Below are 18,607 nucleotides of genomic sequence, written 5' to 3'. Positions count from 1 at the left end.
AGCGGCGGGGCATCGGCCCCGTTACTTCGACCTTACGTGATCATTCAGTTCCTGAAAGCCGGGCCGCTTGTCCGTAGGCAGGGCCTTGCGGCCGAACTCAATGGCCATCTGCGGGGCCTGGCCGGACACGGTCGCCACCAGCGACGCCTTGACGCACTCATAGGCCTTCAGCTCGTACTTGGCGGCATGCTCCAGGGCAATGGAGGTGGGGCCGATGAAGCCGTACCCCATGAAAATCCCCATGAAGGTTCCCACCAGGGCCGCGGCGACACTCAGGCCGATCCGTTCCGGCCCTTCCGCCAGGAAGTTCATGGTAATGACGATGCCCAGCACCGCCGCCACGATGCCCAGGCCCGGCAGGGCATCGGCAATCTTGTTGACCGCATGGGCCGGCTCCTCGAGCTCGTGCTGCCGGCTTTCGATCTCGTTTTCCATCATGCCTTCGAGCTCGTGGGCGGCCATATTGCCGGTACTGATGATGCGCAGATAGTCGGTGATGAAAGCCAGCAGTTCCTTTGACTTCATGACGGCCGGGTAGCGCGTGAAGATCTGGCTGGAGTCCGGATTGTCGATGTCCTCCTCAATGGCCATGACCCCCTGCTTTCGCGACTTGTCGAACAGCTCGTACAACAGGCTCAGCAAATCCATGTAATAGGCCTTGTTGTATGGCGAACCGGTCAGCAGGCGCAGACATTTGGCAAACGTTTCCTTCACCGTGTGCACCGGATTGGCAATGACAAAGGACCCCAGGGCCGCACCAAAAATGATCAGGACTTCGGTGGGCTGCCAAAGCACCAGGAGGTTGCCGCCGTGCAGGACAAAACCGCCCAGCACACTGGCCAGAACTACGATCGAGCCAATAATGAGTAACATGAAAACGCCACACGCCTTCTATTGAGTAACGGACCCGGAACCGACGTCCCCGAAGCCGGGTGTGTCCAGATAATAGCAAGGCCCCAGGCCAACCGCGAAACCGTGAAACAATTTCTATACACAGCGGCGGATTTGCTAAACTTCGCGCCTTTCGAGGCAGAAGGTCCGTTTTGATGCTTGATAAACTGTTCGTACTGAGCCAGTACCTGACCCCCCAACTGGCACTTTCGCGCCTGGCCGGCCGGCTGGCGGACAGCGATCGGTCGCCCGCACTGAAAAACCGTACCATCCAATGGTTTATCGACCGCTACGGCGTGGACATGAGCGAGGCCGCCGAACCGGACCCCACCGCCTATCCGACCTTCAATGCATTCTTTACCCGCGCCCTTAAGCCCGGCGCCCGCCCCGTCGCCGGCGGCGATGAGGTCCTGGTCAGCCCCGCGGACGGCGCCATCTCCCAGCTGGGCGAAGTGACCGGTGACCGGGTATTCCAGGCCAAGGGCCAGTCCTTCAGCCTGGTCGAGCTGCTCGGTGGCGACCCCCAGCGCGCGGAGCCGTTCGCCGAGGGTGCCTTTGCCACCATCTACCTGGCGCCCCGGGACTATCACCGGATTCACATGCCCGTAGCCGGCCAGCTTCGGGAGATGATTCACGTGCCGGGCCGGCTGTTTTCCGTCAACCCGGCCACCGCCGCCAACGTGCCCAACCTCTTTGCCCGCAATGAGCGGGTGGTCTGCCTGTTCGACACCGCCGCCGGACCTCTGGCCCTGGTTCTGGTGGGGGCCATGATCGTCGGCAGCGTCGAAACCACCTGGGCCGGCGTGGTGGTGCCGGGCTCCGGGCCGGTCACTGAGTGCCGCTACCAGGACGACAAGGCCATTCGTTTCGCCAAGGGCGAGGAAATGGGCCGCTTCCGCCTCGGCTCGACCGTCATCATGGTTATGCCCAAGGGCCGGGTCCACTGGAACCGGGACCAGGTTCCCGGCAAGTCCGTCCGCATGGGCGAGGCCTTTGGCACCCTGGCCTAGGCCAGGGGCATCAACTCAGGCCCGGTCAAACGGAAACGCCAGCACCTCGCGGATATCCCCACACCCCAGCCGGAGCATCAGCAAGCGGTCCAGCCCGAGCGCAACTCCGGCGCAGTCCGGCAAGCCCGCGGCCAGCGCCGCCAGAAAAGCCTCATCCAACGCCATGTCCGGCTTGCCGGCAGCCCGGCGCAACCGGTTGTCGGCCTCGAACCGGCGCCGCTGCTCGACCGGGTCGGTCAACTCCCAGTAGCCGTTACACAGTTCCAGCCCCTGGACATACAGTTCGAAACGATGGGCAACCCGATGCCCCCGCGCGTCTTCGGACACCCGGGCCAGGGACGCCTGCGACGCCGGGTAGGCCGTCACGAACACCGGTCGTTCCCGGCCCAGATGGGGCTCCACCGCAAAACTCATCAGCAGATCCAGGCAACCGTCCCGGTCGAGGCCTGCCAGTTGTGGATCGTCCATCCACTCCCGGCAGCGGGCACGCAGCTCCGCCTCCGAGGCCTCGAACGGGTCCAGGCCCGCCCAGCGCTGCATCACCGCCCGGTAACTGAGCGTCTCGGGGCGCTCGCAGGACAGCCAGCCCACGACCAGGTCCGCCACTTCCGCCATCAGCTGGCGGTCATCAAAGCCCGGCCGGTACCACTCCAGCATCGAGAATTCGGGATTGTGGCGACGGCCCACCTCGCCATTGCGAAACACCCGGGCAACCTGATAAATCGGCCCGGACCCGGCCGCCAGCAATCGCTTCATGTGGTATTCCGGCGAGGTTTGCAGCCAGCCGCCGGAAAATCCCGGAGCCGAAACCCCGGCAGGGATGCTGTCCAGATGCACATCGGTGACGCCGCAGCGCCCCAGTACCGGAGTTTCCACCTCCAGCACGCCCCGCTGCGCAAAAAAGCCGCGCACAAATGCCAGCAGTTGTGCGCGGCTTTCCAAAACTTCCCGTGCGGCGGCGGGCCGCCAGACAGGACGCTCAACCATGGTCCGTCAGCTGCTCTTGACCCGGCTGACGTACTCTCCGGAACGGGTGTCCACCTTGACCACTTCCCCAATGCTGATAAACAGCGGCACGTTGACCACGGCGCCGGTGGACAGGGTCGCCGGCTTGGAACCGCCCTGCGCGGTGTCACCCTTCATGCCCGGGTCGGTATCCACCACTTCCAGTTCCACGAAGTTCGGCGGGGTGACGGACAGCGGCGCACCGTTGTACAGGGTCACAGTGTACACATCCTGCTCCTTCAGCCACTTGATGGCATCCCCCACCGCCTTGGCGTCGGCGGCATACTGCTCGAAGGAGCCATCGGTGAGCATGAAGTGCCAGAATTCGCCGTCGGTGTACAGATATTCCATGTCCTGGTCGACCACGTCCGCAGCCTCCAGGGTTTCACCGGACTTGAAAGTCCGCTCCCATACCCGGTTGGTGGTCAGGTTGCGCAGTTTCACCCGATTGAAGGCCTGCCCCTTGCCGGGCTTGACGAACTCGTTCTCGAGGATGACGCAGGGGTCACCGTCCAGCAAAACCTTAAGACCACTGCGAAATTCGTTGGTAGAATATGAAGCCATGAATTGTCCACCTGACACAATGTCGTTGAAAATCCGAAGGTCGCTATGATACAGCGAACCCCCTCCCGTATAGAAGCCCGCATTGCCGGCCAGGACGGCCCCGGCTGGCAGGAGCTGCTGGCCGGCTCGATCACCACACCGCACACCCTGCTGGAGCGGCTCGGACTGGCTCCGGAGCAGTGGCTGGCCGGGGCCAGCGAGGGGCATCGCCTGTTCCCCATCCGGGTACCGGAACCGTTCATCCAGCGCATGGAACCCGGCAACCCGGACGACCCCCTGCTGCGGCAGGTGCTGCCCAGACTGGAGGAGCGCCAGGAAGTCGGCGGCTTTGTCAGGGACCCACTGCAGGAAGCCGGCGCGGTGCAGGCCACCGGACTGATCCGCAAGTACCGGAGCCGGGCCCTGCTGATGGTCACCGGTCAGTGTGCCGTGAACTGCCGCTACTGTTTCCGCCGTCATTTCCCCTACGACGAGCAGCGATTGGGGCCCGAGGAGCGCAAGCGGGTGATCGAGACCCTGCGGCACAGCCCCGAGATCAACGAAGTCATTCTCAGCGGCGGCGACCCCCTGGCGGTCAACGACCGCCTGCTGGCGCACTGGGCTTCGGAGATCGCCCAGGTCCCCCACATCCGGCGGCTCCGGATTCACACCCGGTTGCCGGTGGTCATTCCCCAGCGTGTCTGTGACTCCCTGCTGCAATGGCTGAGCCACACCCCCCTGCAGGTGGTCATCGTGCTGCACGTAAACCACCCGGCGGAGCTGGATTCCGCCACCCGGCGCGCGCTCGGCTATCTGCGCGCGGCCGGCGCCACCCTGCTCAACCAGAGCGTGATCCTCCGCGGTGTGAACGACGACGTCCAGGTGCTGGAACAGCTGAGCGAGGCCCTGTTCGATGCCGGCGTGCTGCCCTACTACCTGCACGCCTTCGACCCGGTGGCCGGCGCCCATCATTTCCATGTCGACGACGACCAGGCCCGGGCACTGGTACGGCAGCTGTTGGCGCGCCTGCCGGGCTTTCTGGTACCGCGCCTGGTCCGGGAAATTCCCGGGCACGCCAGCAAAACCCCGATCGACTTGGCCCCCTGAGACACGCGGGGCCCCAGGATGGCCCCGAATCACATGTCAAAGATTGTCAACTCGTGATTTTCTCGCTTTTTGTTATCGCTTTGCTATCTTAAAGTCCATCCATGGCGAAACCATAAAAATATGTATTTGCGGCGTTTTCCAGACAACCCCGCGGCGGTGGAGCAATCTGCCGGTCTGCAACAGACGACCCCGGGATACCCAGGCAGCCCGACATTGGCGCACACTCATGGAAGACAAGATTCTGAAACCCGACCTTAGAGTCCCTGAACAGAAAACCGCCAGTCTTTCCTTCTGCGACACCAGTCCCAAGGCGCTTCGCAGCTGGGTGAGCCAGTTGCCCATGGCCAATATCGGCGAGGTGTCCCGGCAGCTGTATCACGCCATCATCGAGCTGAACCACCTGTTTGCCGCGCCGCAGCAACGCCTGCAATACCTGGAGCTGATCCGGGAAAAGATCCATTTCGTCTGCAATGAATTGTCCCGGCACTTTCTGGGCCTGGCCGTGGCCCTGCCGGAAAAACAGCGCAAGATCGCCAATCTGTCCCAGGCACTGCAGCTGCACCTGGCCAGCGGCTACAAGCTCTGCGTACTGGAATTCCTCGACAACGGCGGACTGGACAAGCACCGCAAACTTCTGACCCTGGCCATCCACCGGGCCATTTCCGAACTGTCCGCCACCATCCTCCGGTCCCACCAGCTCTACTGCCCCAGCCCGCCCCTGAGCTGGCTGGAGTGCCACCGCCTGTTCCGCTTCGCGCACCGCCACAAGCTGGTCGACTTCCAGGTGGAGGACGACAGCCTTGAACACCGGCGCACCAGCTCTATCGCCGACAGCTACAAGCGCGTGCTGCTGCTGGGCTGCTCACGCCCCAACCAGCTCCGGCAGAACGAGCTGGCCCTGGTGTACGAACTGTTCGAAACCTGGGCCAGCCATGCCCGCTGTGGCCCCGACACCGGTGACGACAGCCTGTTCGTCGTCAATCTGGAAAAGGACACCCCGCCAATCTATCGCAGCCTGCTGGAAACGGGACCGGGCAATGACAGCTTCGGCTTCGACACCCGGGACCTGTCCGCCATGGTCTCCGAAGTCCTCACGTTCCGGCGGGAACACCAGCAGGCCGAAACACCCCTGAAGGTTCCCGCCAAGGTCAGCGACACCCTGCTGACCCACCTGAGTCAGGCACTGGGCATCCTGGCCAAACGCAACTTCAACCGCATCGCCAGCCAAGGCAAGCTGGAGGTCTGTGTCGGCCTGACCGCGGCGCACTACTTCATTGCCGGCGAAAAAACCTTCACCGAGTTCGTGCATGGCAACGACACCGCCCAGCTCGACGACGAAAACCCCTTCGTCCGCGCGGCTCGCAAGAAGCAGGACGCATGGTCCGGAGCCCATGACGCGGCCCCCAGTGAGGACCGGCTGTACTCCGCCGACACCCCCATCAACTTCCGGGGCAGCCACGGCACCGCGCCCTCGGACCTGGCCGACCGGAACCGGCCCCGCTCCTATCAGGCCCTGCTGATCAACACCAGCCCCGGTGGTTACTGCGTGGGCTGGGAAAACCATGTCCCCCCCTCGCTGCAGGCAGGCGAACTGCTGGGGGTCCGGGAACAGTCGTCCCACCCCTGGAGCGTGGCGGTGGTGCGCTGGATCCGTCAGGTCAAGCACCAGGGCACCCAGGTTGGCATCGAATTGCTGGCCCCCAGCGCCTCCCCCTGCGGAGTCCGCCTGATCCAGAAGGTGGGCAACAGCAGCGAGTACCTCCGGGGCCTGCTGCTGCCGGAGATCAGTGTGGTGAACCAGGCGGCCACTCTGATCACCCCCCGGCTGCCGTTCCAGACCGGCAGCCGCATCTCCTTGCTCCATGATGGCCGCGACGACCAGGGGACACTCGGACGCAAGGTCTCCGCGACCGGCAGTATCAGCCAGTTCGAGCTCAAGCTGCACACCAACGGCGCGCTGAAAAACGGCGGAAAACCCACCGCCTCCGGAGCCAGCGAAGACGAATTCGACTCGCTCTGGCCTTCCCTCTGACGACCGTTCCCCGGCCATCCAGCACGCGCGAGGCTTGTTATTGGCGGCCAACCCTTGCATCATTCATGCGTAAAGGGATGGTCCGGCATCACGTAGTCCTCGCAGCACGTCCTACAATCAGTTGATATATCAGCGGATTCACGATCCGTGCCGGGTCGGCCCCCGCCAACGAGTAGCACGAGACGCCTTACGAATGCAGAAAAAGCACGCCACCGTACACCTGCTGATCCTCGATCCCTCCCAAAACGATGCAGAGTCGCTGGTCAGCCTGCTGAGAAACTCCGGCAAGGCCACCCGAGCCCACCGGATCACTTCGGAAGAGGACCTGGAAGACGCCCTGAAGACCGGTAACTGGGACATCCTGCTGGCCCGGGACATAGAACAGGAGTTCAGTGCCGACCAGGCGCTGGCACTGATCAAACGTCTGGACAAGGACATTCCGGTCATCCTGCTGACCGACGGGGACGACCGGGAACGCACCGTGGCCTTTCTGAGGGCCGGAGCCCAGGACACGGTGCCGGTGGCGCACCAGGATCACCTCATTCTGGTGGTTAACCGGGAGCTGGCCGCCCTGGAGGAACGACGGCGCCGGCGGGTCCTGGAGTCCCACCTGCGAGAAGCGGAGCAGCGGTGCCAGTTGCTGCTGGAAAGCTCCAAGGACGCCATTGCCTACATCAACGACGGCATGCATATCTACGCCAACCAGTCCTACATGGACTTCCTCGGCTACGACGACATCGACGAACTGATTTGCATACCGGTGCTGGACACCCTGACGCCGGAGAGCCAGGAGAAGTACAAGGAGTTCATGAAGGCCTTCGCCGACAATGGCCAGGATGGCATGACCCTCAACTGCGTGGCACGTCGCAGCGACGACCAGGAACTGTCGGTCACCATGTCGGTATCCGCCGCCACCTACGATGGTGAGCGCTGTACCCAGATCGTACTGCAACCGGAGCACAGCGACGCCGAGCTGGAGGAGAAACTGCGCCAGATCAGCAACCAGGACCTGCTGACCGGTCTGCACAACCGCCAGTACCTCATGAGCGCCCTGGCCGAAGCCATCGCCCGGGCCGGCAAGGACAATGAAACCGGGGCCGTGGCCTACATTGCCCTGGACAACTTCGTTAGCCTAAAAACCCAGATCGGCATCGCCGGCGGCGACCTGCTGCTGGGCGACCTGGCCACCCTGCTCCGGGAGCTGTGCGGCGAAGACTACACCCTGGCCCGGCTCAGCGACGATGCCTTCTGCATGATGCGCCAGCCGTTCGACGAGAGGGCCATGGCCGACCAGGCCGAGATCGTGCGCAAGGCGATCGAAGATCACCTGTTTGAGATCAACGGCCGCACCATTCCCCTCACCGTCAGCATTGGCGTGGCCGCTATCACCGAGAACTCACCCAAGGCCGAGGAGCTTCTGGGCCGGGCCCTGACAGCTTCCGTCGATGTCCGGAAACTGGACGGGCACAAGGCCGGTAATGGCGTCCGGGTCTACAACCCGACGGACTACGAGTCCGCCGACAGCAAGAATTCGGCGGAGTCCATCCAGAAAGCCCTGGAGGACAACCGTTTCCGGCTGCTGTTCCAGCCCATCATCAACCTTCGCGGTGAGGGCGAGGAACATTACGAGGCCTTCGTCCGGATGCTGGACAGCGAGGGTCAGGAGGTGTCGCCCTACGATTTTCTGCCCCCCATGGGCCCCACCGACACCGCCATCAAGATTGATCGCTGGGTGATTCTGCAAACCATCAAGCAGCTGGCCAGTCACCGCTCCCGTGGCCACGACACCCGCCTGTTTCTGAATGTCACCGCGGAAACGCTCCAGGACAAAACCTTCACCCCCTGGCTCAGCGTCGCCCTGAAAGCCGCGCGTCTGCCTGGCGACTCCCTGATCTTCCAGATCCGAGAAGGGGATGCGAACACCTACATGAAGCAGGCTCGGGAGTTCGTGAAGTCGGTGCATGAATTGCACTGTAAGGTCTCCATCTCCCAGTTCGGCTGTGCCCTGAACCCGTTCAACCTGTTCAAACACATTCATGCCGACTATGTGAAGATCGACGGCTCCTTCACCGAGGAAATCCAGAAGAGCGACGAGGCCAAGGAGCAGGTCAAGGAAATGGTCAAAGCCCTGCAGGCCTCAGGCAAGCTGACCATCATTCCGCTGGTGGAGAATGCCAGCGTCCTGGCCACCCTGTGGCAGGCCGGAGTCAACTACATCCAGGGCTACTATTTGCAGGCGCCGGTTCCGGAGATGAACTACGACTTTGGAGAAGGCTGACCCCGCCAGCCACCGCAAACGAAAAAGGGTACCCGGTCGGGTACCCTTTTTTACAGGTCATACGCCGGTCGAGGGCGAGTACCGGCGATCCACCTGGCCCGGTCAGATCCCGGACTGCTGCAGGGTCTGGTTGGTTTCGCTCTCACGGAACCCGATCAGGTACAGGATCGCATCCAGCCCCAGGGTGGAAATCGAGTGGCGGGCGGATTCCTTGACCACCGGTTTGGCCCGGAACGCCACGCCAAGTCCGGCCTGGCTCAGCATCGGCAGGTCGTTGGCGCCATCTCCCACGGCGATCACTTGCTCCCGGGCGATGTGTTCCTTACGGGCGATTTCCAGCAACAGCTCGGCCTTGCGCTTGCCGTCAACAATCTCACCGGACACCCGTCCGGTGACCTTGCCGTTCTCGATCTCCAGTTCGTTGGCATAGACGTAGTCGATGCCCAGTTTCCGTTGCAGGTGGCGGGCAAAATAGGTGAACCCTCCGGACAAGATGGCCGTCCGGTATCCCAGGGCCTTGAGGCTGCGGATCAAATGCTCGGCCCCCTCGGTCAGCCGCAGCCGATGGGCGATCCGTTCCAGCACCGACTCGTCCAACCCTTTCAGCAGCGCCAGCCGCTCGGCGAAGCTCTCGCTGAAATCCAGTTCGCCCCGCATCGCCCGCTCGGTGATCTCAGCCACCTGGTCACCGACACCGGCCTCCCGGGCCAGCTCGTCGATCACTTCGGCCTCGATCAGGGTTGAATCCATGTCAAAAACCACCAGGCGGCGGTTGCGACGGAAGATGGAGTCTTCCTGGAAGGCAATATCGACATTCATTTCCCCAGCGATGTGCAGGAAATCCGCCCGCAGCTGTTCCAGGTCGGTCGGCGTGCCGCGCACGGAAAACTCGACACAGGCAATCCGGTTGTCCGCCGGATTGAGGGACGGCCGGGCCGACAGCCGGGTAATGTTGTCGATATTCAGGCCATGCCGTGCGGTAATCGCAGAAACTCGGGCGATCTGTTCCGCCTTAATGTCCCGGGACAGCAAAGTGACAATGTAGCAGGCCCGGTTACGACCGGCCGCCCAGGCTTGGTATTCCTCGACGGTGATCGGTGCAAAGCGGACCTGCAGGTCCAGGGCATGCAGCCGGAACAGCAGGTCACGGATGACCGGCGAGGACGTCGACTCATCGGGAATCTCGATCAGGATGCCCCAAGTCAGATGGTCATGAATCACCGCCTGGCCGATGTCCAGGATGCGCACGTTGTAGCGCCCCATGATGCCGGTGATCTCGGAGGTCAGCCCCGGCTTGTCGCGTCCCGAGACGTTGATCAGTACCAGTTCACTCACGGTTGCCGTTCTCCTCTTCTCCGGCACGCTGGGCCGATGGAATCACGTCGATGGCGTCCACCCGCTGCAAGCCCCGGGGCAGCTTGTGACCGCGACGCCCCCGCTCGCCCAGGTAATGCTCCAGGTCCGAGAACTGCAGTCCCATCTTGCGCTTGCCAGCACGGATCTCCAGCTGATCCCCCTGGGCGAATACGGTGACGGCCACCACGAATTCCTCCCGGTTCTGAACCCGGGCTGCGGGAATCCCGATGATCTTGTTGCCCTTGCCCTTGGCCAGCTCCGGCAGCTCACTCAACGGGAACACCAACATCCGCCCTTCGTTGGAGATGGCGGCCAGGAACAGGGTCTCACGGGTCTCGGGCACCAGCAGCGGCGGCAGGATTCGGGCTCCCTTGGGCACGGTGACCACCGCCTTGCCGTTGCGGTTTTTACTGATCATGTCCTTGAGGCTGGTCACGAAACCGTAGCCGGCGTCCGTCACCAGTAGGGCCTTGCGCTCCGGTTCCCCCATCAGCAATCCGGCGAAGCTGGCACCGGACGGGGGGTTGATGCGGCCGGTCAGCGGCTCGCCCTGCCCCCGGGCGGACGGCAGCGTATGGGCCATGAGGGCGTAGGCCCGACCGGTGGAATCCAAGAAGATCGCCTGTTGGCTGTTGCGGCCACGGGCCGCCAGGGCAAAACGATCACCGGCCTTGTAGCTGAGGCCGTTGGGGTCGATGTCATGCCCCTTGGCGGCCCGGACCCAGCCCTTCTCCGACAGCACCACGGTGACCGGATCGTTGGAAACCAGATCCGCCTCGCTGAACGCCCGGGCCTCCTCCCGCTCCACCAGAGGGGAGCGCCGCTCGTCGCCATAGGTTTCGGCATCCTGCCGCAATTCGCTCTTGATCAGCTCGCGCAGACGGTCCTCCGAGCCCAGAATCGCCTGCAGCTCGTCCCGCTCCGCGGACAGTTCATCCTGCTCGCCCCGGATCTTCATTTCCTCGAGCTTGGCCAAGTGCCGCAATTTCAGTTCCAGAATCGCCTCGGCCTGCTCGGGAGACAGCCCGAAACGGGCCATCAGCTCGTCCTTGGGCTTGTCCTCGTTGCGGATGATCTCAATCACCTCATCGATGTTGAGGTAAGCGATCAGCAGGCCTTCGAGGATGTGCAGCCGTGCCAGCACCTTGTCGAGGCGATGGCGCAACCGTCGGGTGACGGTGGTGCGGCGAAACGCCAACCACTCGGTGAGAACCTCGCGCAGGCCTTTGACGCCGGGACGACCGTCGTTGCCGATGACGTTGATGTTGACCCGGTAGGTCTTTTCCAGGTCGGTACTGGCAAACAGGTGGGCCATCAGGCCTTCCATGTCCACCCGGCTGGAACGGGGCACGATCACCAGACGGGTCGGGTTCTCGTGGTCGGATTCGTCCCTCAGGTCCGCCACCATCGGCAGTTTCTTCGCCTGCATCTGCTGGGCGATCTGCTCCAGCACGCGGTTGCCGGACACCTGGTGTGGCAGGTCGGTGACGACGATCTCGCCGTTCTCCCGTACCCAGCGGGCCCGCATCCGCAGGGACCCCCGGCCGGTCTCGTACATCTTCAGGATATCGTCCCGCGGCGTGATGATCTCGGCCCGGGTTGGGAAGTCAGGCCCCTGAATGTGCTCGCACAGTTCCTTCACGCCCGCGTCCGGCTGGTCCAGCAGGCGAATGCAAGCGCTGGCCACCTCGCGGACGTTGTGTGGCGGAATATCGGTGGCCATGCCCACGGCAATGCCGGTGGTGCCGTTTAGTAGCACGTGAGGCAGGCGGGCCGGCAATACCGACGGTTCGTCCAGGGTGCCGTCGAAGTTGGGTACCCAGTCCACCGTCCCCTGCCCCAGCTCACTGAGCAGGACGTCGGCAAACGGCGCCAAGCGTGATTCGGTATAGCGCATGGCGGCAAACGACTTGGGATCGTCCGGCGAGCCCCAGTTGCCCTGCCCGTCCACCAGCGGATACCGGTAGGAAAACGGCTGCGCCATAAGCACCATGGCTTCGTAACAGGCGCTGTCGCCATGGGGGTGGAATTTACCGAGCACATCACCCACCGTCCGTGCGGACTTCTTGTATTTGGCGGTGGATTTGAGGCCCAGCTCCGACATGGCGTAAATGATCCGGCGCTGCACCGGCTTCAGGCCGTCTCCGATGTTGGGCAACGCCCGGTCGAGGATGACGTACATCGAATAGTCCAGGTACGCCTTTTCCGTGTAATCCCTCAGCGAAACGCGCTCGAACCCGTCGTCGGTGGTCTGGAAATCTGGCATGGAGGCCTCTTTTTTCGTGAATTGCCTGTCACGTGGCGAGTCATCGACAACCCGGGAAAACGCGCCCCGGGCATGGGCACGCACATTATATGGAGGCCGGCGCGGATACACCAATCAAGGTGTATTCAGGGAACGCCAATAGCGGAATTCCCGCATGGAGAGACGGTAAGGTGGGCCGTATTCTCGGCAAGGCTGAAGTGAAGACAGTTTATTTTCCAGACAAGCGGAACACCATGAAACCCAACCTGAGAGCCTGCGGGCAAGCCATGGTTACGGCCCTGGTGAATGCAGTATTGGCAGTCGCACTGATGCTCCTCGTGGAATTCGCAATCAGTGGCACCTTCCAGGTTCCGGAGCCTTACCTGTGGGCCGGACTGGTGATCTGGCTGGTGATCTTCGCGGGACAGTTTTGGCGCCAGCGGCACCTGTGCAAGCACGGGGAACACGGCAACAACCTGCCCCAGAACTGACCCTCTTCCGGGGCCACCCCCCCACCCACGACGCGCCGTCGCGCGGACCACCCACCACCGCCCACAAGGCCTCCTTCCCGGAAACCGACGGCCGGATTCCGGGCAATGCGCGCGGATCCGGCCGGGGAATGGGCCCTACTGGCGAACGCCTTCAACCGAGATGATGATCTCGACGGTATCGGAAGCCGGGCCCAGATCCATCGGAATGCCGAAGTCCTTGAGACGCAATTCGGCTTCTGCCTCGAACCCCATGCGGTAGCCGCCCCAGGGATCCTTGCCGTGGCCGATCATTTCGGCCTCGAGTGTGACCTCCCGGGTCACGCCCCGCAGCGTCAGATCGCCGACGATGTCCGCTTCACCCTCGTCATCCACCTCGATGCGCTTGCTCTTGAAGGTCGCTTTCGGGAACTCGTCCACGTACAGAAAGTCCTCACTGCGCAGGTGCTTGTCACGTTCAGCGTGGTTGGTATCGACACTGCTGGTGTCGATGGTGACACTGACCTGGCTGTTTTCGGGGTTGGCCGCATCGTAGACAAACTGGCCGTCAAACTCATTAAAACGCCCGTACAGCCAGCTGTAGCCCAGGTGGGAAATCTTGAACATGATGAACTGGTGTCGCCCCTGACTGTCGAAGGCGTAGGTACCGCTGCCATCGTCCGCCTGAACCGGTCCCGCCAACAGGGCCGCGGATACCGCGCTTGCAAGCCATGCCTTTCTCATCTTTCTCACTCCCTTGGTTGCCTTTGATTGGGTTGACTCACTTTACCGTTATGACACCGGCCCCGCCCGGCGGTTTCATCGCCCGAGCATTCGCAGTAAGGTCCGGTCACGATCCATCAGGTGATGCTTGAGAGCGCCCAGGGCATGCAGCGCCACCAGCGTCACCAGCGTCCAGGCGGCCCAGAAGTGGACCTCCCCGGCGACATCCTCCATGCCCTTGACCGTCCCGGTCACGGAAGGAACAGAAAACAGCCCGAACACCACCACCGACGAGTCATCGGCAGTGGAAATGAGGTAGCCACTGATCATCACCAGGAACACCAGGACATACAAACAGCGATGGACAGTCCGGGCCATCGTCCGCTCCCAACGCCGGTGGCCGGGCAAGGCGGCCGGCTCGGTATTGACGCCACGCCAGAGCAAACGAAACAGCATCACCGCAAACAGCAGCACACCCACACTCCGGTGCAGATCGGGCCCCTTGCGGTACCAGGGATCGTAGTAGGAGAGGTCCACCATCCAGGTACCCAGCGCGACCAAGCCAAATACGGCCAGGGCCACCAGCCAGTGCAGGATCACCGACACCAGGCCATAACGATCGGAACTGTTGAATACTTGCATGGTAAGGCGACGCTCCAGGTCCCTGAATATCCTGCCACCAGTCTAAGAAACCGGGGGACGGTAAAAAAACGAAATGTTTTGTCGACCATGATCAGATTTTCTGATGAGCCCATGCCCTAGGGCTTTGGTCGAATACGGCTTCTACGGATTGTTCAAAATTATGCCACCCATAAACTTCCTCTATACACATTCACCACACGGCGCCCGCCGGCAGAGGAACCCGACATGGAACTGGAATTCGACGAAAACGTGGTTGTTCCCAGCAACAACTGATTTGGGGGCGGCCTCCCCGGCCGCTGTCGCATGCCCCAAACATGCGCCCTTTTCTGCGGTTTCACCATGAAACAGTGGTAATAAACCGGTTTTTTTGGCAATCTCCCCCCTACACGAATGGCACTCGATCATGTTGATTCGTGTACTCGACTCAGACAGTTCAGGCGTTTCAGAGGCGCCTGATGTGTTCGTCTCAAACACGTAGAAAGCGTCTATGTCACGACCCCTGCCTGATACGTTGGCAGTACCGGAGCTGGATTTGCTCGCCCCAATGCTCAACCAGGAAGGTGACTTGTGGACCGCCGATTTCCGGGGCCTGACCCTGAGAACGGCGTTGCAGCCCATATACAGCATTTCCCACAAGCGGGTCGTCGGCTACGAGGCACTGATCCGGGCATTCGACCCCGACAACGCCCCGGTGCTGCCGCTACATCTGTTCCAGTTGCCCGCCAGCGAAGGTGAGAACCTGTTACTGGACCGGCTCTGCCGCTTCCTGCACATACGCAACTACAGTCGCCTGAGCGATCAGCTGAACTGGCTGTTCCTGAACGTCTCGCCCCGGGTGGCCACCGGCAGTGCCCATACCGATTCCTTCTTCGGCCACCTGCTTGCCCGAACCGGGCTGCCACCGCACCGCATCGTGGTTGAAATCGTCGAACAACCCACCGACGACGCCGAACGCCTGCGCGAAACCGTGGCCTATTACAAGGAACTGGGGTGCCTGACCGCGATTGATGACTTCGGCGCGGGCCATTCCAACTTCGAGCGCATCTGGAACCTGTCCCCGGACATCGTCAAGCTGGACCGGACCCTGCTGACCCGGGCCACCGAGGACCACAAGGCAAGGCAGATCCTCAACGGCATTGTCTCCCTGCTGCACCAGTCGGCCTGCCTGGTCCTGCTGGAGGGCGTGGAAAGCCGGAGCCAGGCACTGATCGCCATTGACGCCGGGGTGGACTTCGTACAAGGTTTCTACTTCTGCCGCCCCAGCACCGAGCTGAAGAGCCTGGCCCAGGAGCAGGCGCCGGCGGACTTCGACCAGTTACTGGACGAATACAAGCAGAGCCGCCAGGTCACCCAGGACCCGACCCGACAACTGGTCAATTTTTTTGAGGGATATTTCAGGAACGCCATCGAGCGGCTCGGCTCCGGCGCCAGCATGCACCAAGCCTGCCTGGAGCTGCTCAACCACCCGGCGGTATCCCGCTGTTACCTGGTGAACGCCCAGGGCATCCAGATCGACGAAACCCTGATCTCCAACACCGGCATCCGTCACCAGGACCCCCGCTTCAGGCCGCTGGAAAGTACCAGCAGTGCCGACTGGTACCGGCAGCAGTACCTGCGCCGGGCGCTGGCCCAGCCGGAGAAATTGCAGGCCACCGCCCCCTACTTGTGCGTGACCGGCGCCTACATGTGCGTGACCCTGTCCCTGGGCTTCTACCTGAACGGCGAACTCCGGGTGCTGTGCTGCGACATCCTGTCCAACACCGTGCACCGGGCCCAAGCGGGCTGAAATCCCCAGGCCCGCCCGGGCCTACACCGCCACATCCGCCAGATTACCGTAGGCTTCCAGCCAGGCCCGGCGGTCGGCCGCCCGTTTCTTGCCCAGCAGCATGTCCATGCGCTCCTCGGTCTGATCACCATCCTCGAGTGTCAGCATCACCAACCGGCGAGTATCCGGCGCCATGGTCGTTTCCCGCAGCTGCAGCGGGTTCATCTCACCCAGCCCCTTGAAACGCGTGACCGACAGCTTGCCCTTGCGCTTTTCCGCCGCGAGCCGGTCGAGAATGCCCTGTTTTTCGTGCTCGTCCAGGGCGTAGAACGTGTCCTTGCCCAGGTCGATCCGGTACAGCGGCGGCATGGCCACGAACACATGGCCGGCGGCGACCAGCGGCCGGAAGTGGCGCACGAACAGGGCGCACAGCAGGGTTGCGATGTGCAGGCCGTCGGAGTCCGCGTCGGCGAGGATACAGACCTTGTTGTAACGCAGGCCGCTGAGATCGTCGGAACCGGGATCGACGCCAATGGCCACGGCAATGTCGTGCACTTCCTGAGACGCCAGGATTTCACTGGAGTCCACTTCCCAGGTATTGAGAATCTTGCCACGCAGGGGCATCACCGCCTGGAATTCCCGGTCCCGGGCCTGCTTGGCGGAGCCCCCGGCGGAGTCTCCCTCCACCAGGAACAGTTCGGAGCGGGAGGCGTCGGCGCCGGAACAGTCCGCCAGCTTGCCCGGCAGTGCCGGTCCCGAGGTCACTTTCTTCCGGGCCACTTTCTTGCTGGCCCGCAGACGCCGCTGGGCGTTGCTGATGAACAGTTCCGCCAGGGCCTCCGCCACGTCCGTATGCTGGTTCAGCCACAGGCTGAACGCGTCCTTGACCACGCCGGAAACGAAGGTCGCCGCCTCCCGGGACGACAGCCGCTCCTTGGTCTGGCCAGAGAACTGCGGCTCCTGCATCTTGAACGACAGCACATAGGCCACCCGTTCCCAGACATCCTCGGGACTCAGCTTCACGCCCCGGGGCAGCAGGTTGCGAAACTCGCAGAATTCCCGCATAGCCTCGAGCAGCCCTGTGCGCAAGCCGTTGACGTGGGTGCCCCCCTGGGCGGTGGGAATCAGGTTGACATAACTCTCGGTCACCACCTCGCCGCCTTCCGGCAACCACTGAATGGCCCAGTCCACCGCCTCGGCGTTGCCGGAAAAACTGCCGGTGAACGGTTCCAGGGGAACCGCTTCCACATCCGCCAGCGCGGCCCGCAGGTAGTCGCGCAGGCCATCCTGATAACACCATTCGTCCTTTTCGCCGGTTTTCTCCTGCAGGAAGGTAACCGTGAGGCCAGGACAGAGCACGGCCTTGGCCCGCAGGGTATGGCGCAGACGACTGACGGAGAAGTTGGGGCTGTCAAAGTATTTCGGATCGGGCTTGAAGCGCAGCCGGGTCCCGGTATTGCGCTTGCCCACCGTGTCGATCACTTCCAGCTCCGAGGCCTTCTCGCCGTCGGCGAAGGTCATCCGGTGCAGCTGGCCATCCCGCTTGATGAAGACCTCCAGCTCGGTGGACAGTGCATTGACCACCGACACTCCCACCCCGTGCAGCCCACCGGAGAAGTTGTAATTGCCCTGGGAGAACTTGCCGCCGGCGTGCAGGCGGGTCAGGATCAGCTCGACCCCCGGCACCCCTTCTTCCCGATGGATGTCCACTGGCATGCCGCGGCCGTCGTCCTCTACCGTGAGCGAACCGTCACCGTGCAGGATCACATCAATCCGGCGGGCGTAGCCGGCCAGCGCCTCGTCCACGCTGTTGTCGATCACCTCCTGTGCCAGATGATTCGGCCGCGTCGTGTCGGTGTACATGCCCGGACGCTTGCGTACCGGATCCAGGCCACTGAGAACTTCGATCGCATCGGCGTTGTACTGTTGCTGGCTCATAGACGGGACGTGTCTCCGAAAGTGGACGGGAAAAGCAGGCCCCTAGCTTAGGGATTCAAGCGGAAAGATCAACGGTTGTTTTGCCGGCGGACCGGCTCAGGGACGCAGCAGCAGCGGCCGTACGGTGAGCCCGTGCAGGCGGATGGCGTTCCACTTGCCCGGTTCCAGGGCCAGGATGGCGCAGGGCGACGTCATAACCTGGGCCTGGACGCTGTCTGCCGGCGGCGTGCGCACGGCCACGCTCAAGTCCAGGGTGTCTCCGGTCAGCGCGGCGGAGGCCAGACGAACGCTGTAGCCGGCCGTGGGCTTCTGCCCCATGGTGACGAACAGCAAGACCTCCCGGTTCAGGTCCAGGCTGCGCAGGGGCTGCACCGACAGGTTCTGGGCGGGCAGCCCCAGGTATTGCGACAGCTGCGGCTGGGAGGTCACCAGCAGCAGCCCGGGACCGGTCAGGCCGCAATGCTGCGACTGGGTGACTTGGCGCACCGATGGCAGCTCCGGAGGCACCCGAGGGCCACTGCCGGCACACCCGGACAGCAGGGCCAGGCCCACCAGCGGCAGGCAACGGGCCAGGGACTTGCGGCAGGATTTTCGGGAAGACACGG

The 18,607-nt window shown here is 62.9% G+C and carries 15 protein-coding genes; 6 read left to right on the top strand and 9 right to left on the bottom strand.

What is annotated here, in order from left to right; translation table 11 throughout:
- Positions 1-21: 21 nt before the first annotated feature.
- Positions 22-873, bottom strand: coding sequence for a flagellar motor stator protein MotA (gene motA / locus BTO32_RS00165; RefSeq protein WP_076722427.1), 852 nt, complete (start codon positions 871-873; stop codon positions 22-24).
- A gap of 173 nt (positions 874-1,046) precedes the next feature.
- Between motA and asd the strand changes: the two genes are divergently transcribed.
- Positions 1,047-1,901, top strand: coding sequence for an archaetidylserine decarboxylase (gene asd, locus BTO32_RS00160; RefSeq protein ID WP_076722426.1), 855 nt, complete (start codon positions 1,047-1,049; stop codon positions 1,899-1,901).
- Between the two features lie 15 nt (positions 1,902-1,916).
- On the opposite strand, the gene epmA is transcribed toward asd, so the two are convergent.
- Positions 1,917-2,888 carry an EF-P lysine aminoacylase EpmA gene (epmA, locus tag BTO32_RS00155; protein WP_076722425.1) on the bottom strand — a complete coding sequence of 324 codons (972 nt, stop codon included), beginning with the start codon at positions 2,886-2,888 and terminating at the stop codon, positions 1,917-1,919.
- 6 nt (positions 2,889-2,894) lie between these two features.
- On the bottom strand, positions 2,895-3,470 hold the full coding sequence (gene efp / locus BTO32_RS00150) for an elongation factor P (protein ID WP_076722424.1): 576 nt from the start codon (positions 3,468-3,470) through the stop codon (positions 2,895-2,897).
- 45 nt (positions 3,471-3,515) lie between these two features.
- On the opposite strand from efp, the gene epmB reads away from it, so the two are divergent.
- The 3 genes from epmB (at position 3,516) to BTO32_RS00135 (ending at position 8,866) form a co-directional block, all read left to right on the top strand.
- Positions 3,516-4,556 (top strand): EF-P beta-lysylation protein EpmB, encoded by a 1,041-nt coding sequence (epmB, locus tag BTO32_RS00145; protein WP_076722423.1) that lies wholly within the window; start codon positions 3,516-3,518, stop codon positions 4,554-4,556.
- Positions 4,557-4,782: 226 nt separating this feature from the next.
- Entirely contained in the window at positions 4,783-6,588 is a 1,806-nt protein-coding gene (locus BTO32_RS00140; RefSeq protein ID WP_076722422.1) for a GTPase, read from the top strand.
- A 193-nt stretch (positions 6,589-6,781) separates the two neighbouring features.
- A complete protein-coding gene (locus tag BTO32_RS00135; protein WP_076722421.1) occupies positions 6,782-8,866 on the top strand; it encodes an EAL domain-containing response regulator in 2,085 nt (694 codons plus the stop codon).
- Positions 8,867-8,968: 102 nt separating this feature from the next.
- Here BTO32_RS00135 and serB read toward each other — a convergent pair whose 3' ends face one another.
- Both serB and parC read right to left on the bottom strand, forming a co-directional pair.
- Positions 8,969-10,201: a phosphoserine phosphatase SerB gene (gene serB / locus BTO32_RS00130; protein WP_076722420.1), complete on the bottom strand. Its 1,233-nt coding sequence runs from the start codon at positions 10,199-10,201 to the stop codon at positions 8,969-8,971.
- Positions 10,194-12,488 (bottom strand): DNA topoisomerase IV subunit A, encoded by a 2,295-nt coding sequence (parC, locus tag BTO32_RS00125; protein WP_076722419.1) that lies wholly within the window; start codon positions 12,486-12,488, stop codon positions 10,194-10,196. The genes serB and parC overlap by 8 nt, the downstream gene beginning before the upstream one ends.
- Before the next feature lie 170 nt (positions 12,489-12,658).
- On the opposite strand from parC, the gene BTO32_RS00120 reads away from it, so the two are divergent.
- On the top strand, positions 12,659-12,958 hold the full coding sequence (locus BTO32_RS00120) for a hypothetical protein (RefSeq protein ID WP_245820228.1): 300 nt from the start codon (positions 12,659-12,661) through the stop codon (positions 12,956-12,958).
- 135 nt (positions 12,959-13,093) lie between these two features.
- On the opposite strand, the gene BTO32_RS00115 is transcribed toward BTO32_RS00120, so the two are convergent.
- Both BTO32_RS00115 and BTO32_RS00110 read right to left on the bottom strand, forming a co-directional pair.
- Positions 13,094-13,678: a YceI family protein gene (locus tag BTO32_RS00115; RefSeq protein WP_076722418.1), complete on the bottom strand. Its 585-nt coding sequence runs from the start codon at positions 13,676-13,678 to the stop codon at positions 13,094-13,096.
- Positions 13,679-13,753: 75 nt separating this feature from the next.
- Complete coding sequence (locus BTO32_RS00110; protein ID WP_076722417.1) at positions 13,754-14,299, bottom strand: cytochrome b; 546 nt, start codon at positions 14,297-14,299, stop codon at positions 13,754-13,756.
- Positions 14,300-14,786: 487 nt separating this feature from the next.
- Here BTO32_RS00110 and BTO32_RS00105 point away from each other — a divergent pair, with 487 nt between their 5' ends.
- Positions 14,787-16,085 carry an EAL domain-containing protein gene (locus BTO32_RS00105; RefSeq protein ID WP_076722416.1) on the top strand — a complete coding sequence of 433 codons (1,299 nt, stop codon included), beginning with the start codon at positions 14,787-14,789 and terminating at the stop codon, positions 16,083-16,085.
- A gap of 21 nt (positions 16,086-16,106) precedes the next feature.
- Here BTO32_RS00105 and parE read toward each other — a convergent pair whose 3' ends face one another.
- Together parE and BTO32_RS00095 are read right to left on the bottom strand one after the other, a co-directional pair.
- Positions 16,107-18,002 carry a DNA topoisomerase IV subunit B gene (parE, locus tag BTO32_RS00100; RefSeq protein WP_076722415.1) on the bottom strand — a complete coding sequence of 632 codons (1,896 nt, stop codon included), beginning with the start codon at positions 18,000-18,002 and terminating at the stop codon, positions 16,107-16,109.
- A 96-nt stretch (positions 18,003-18,098) separates the two neighbouring features.
- A complete protein-coding gene (locus BTO32_RS00095; RefSeq protein WP_076722414.1) occupies positions 18,099-18,605 on the bottom strand; it encodes a protease complex subunit PrcB family protein in 507 nt (168 codons plus the stop codon).
- Positions 18,606-18,607: the final 2 nt, after the last annotated feature.

Origin of the sequence: Marinobacter lutaoensis (assembly GCF_001981305.1) — a bacterium.
Classification (GTDB): Bacteria; Pseudomonadota; Gammaproteobacteria; order Pseudomonadales; family Oleiphilaceae; genus Marinobacter; species Marinobacter lutaoensis.
Note: the sequence above shows the minus strand (reverse complement) of the source record. Positions and strands in the feature narration are given on the sequence as shown.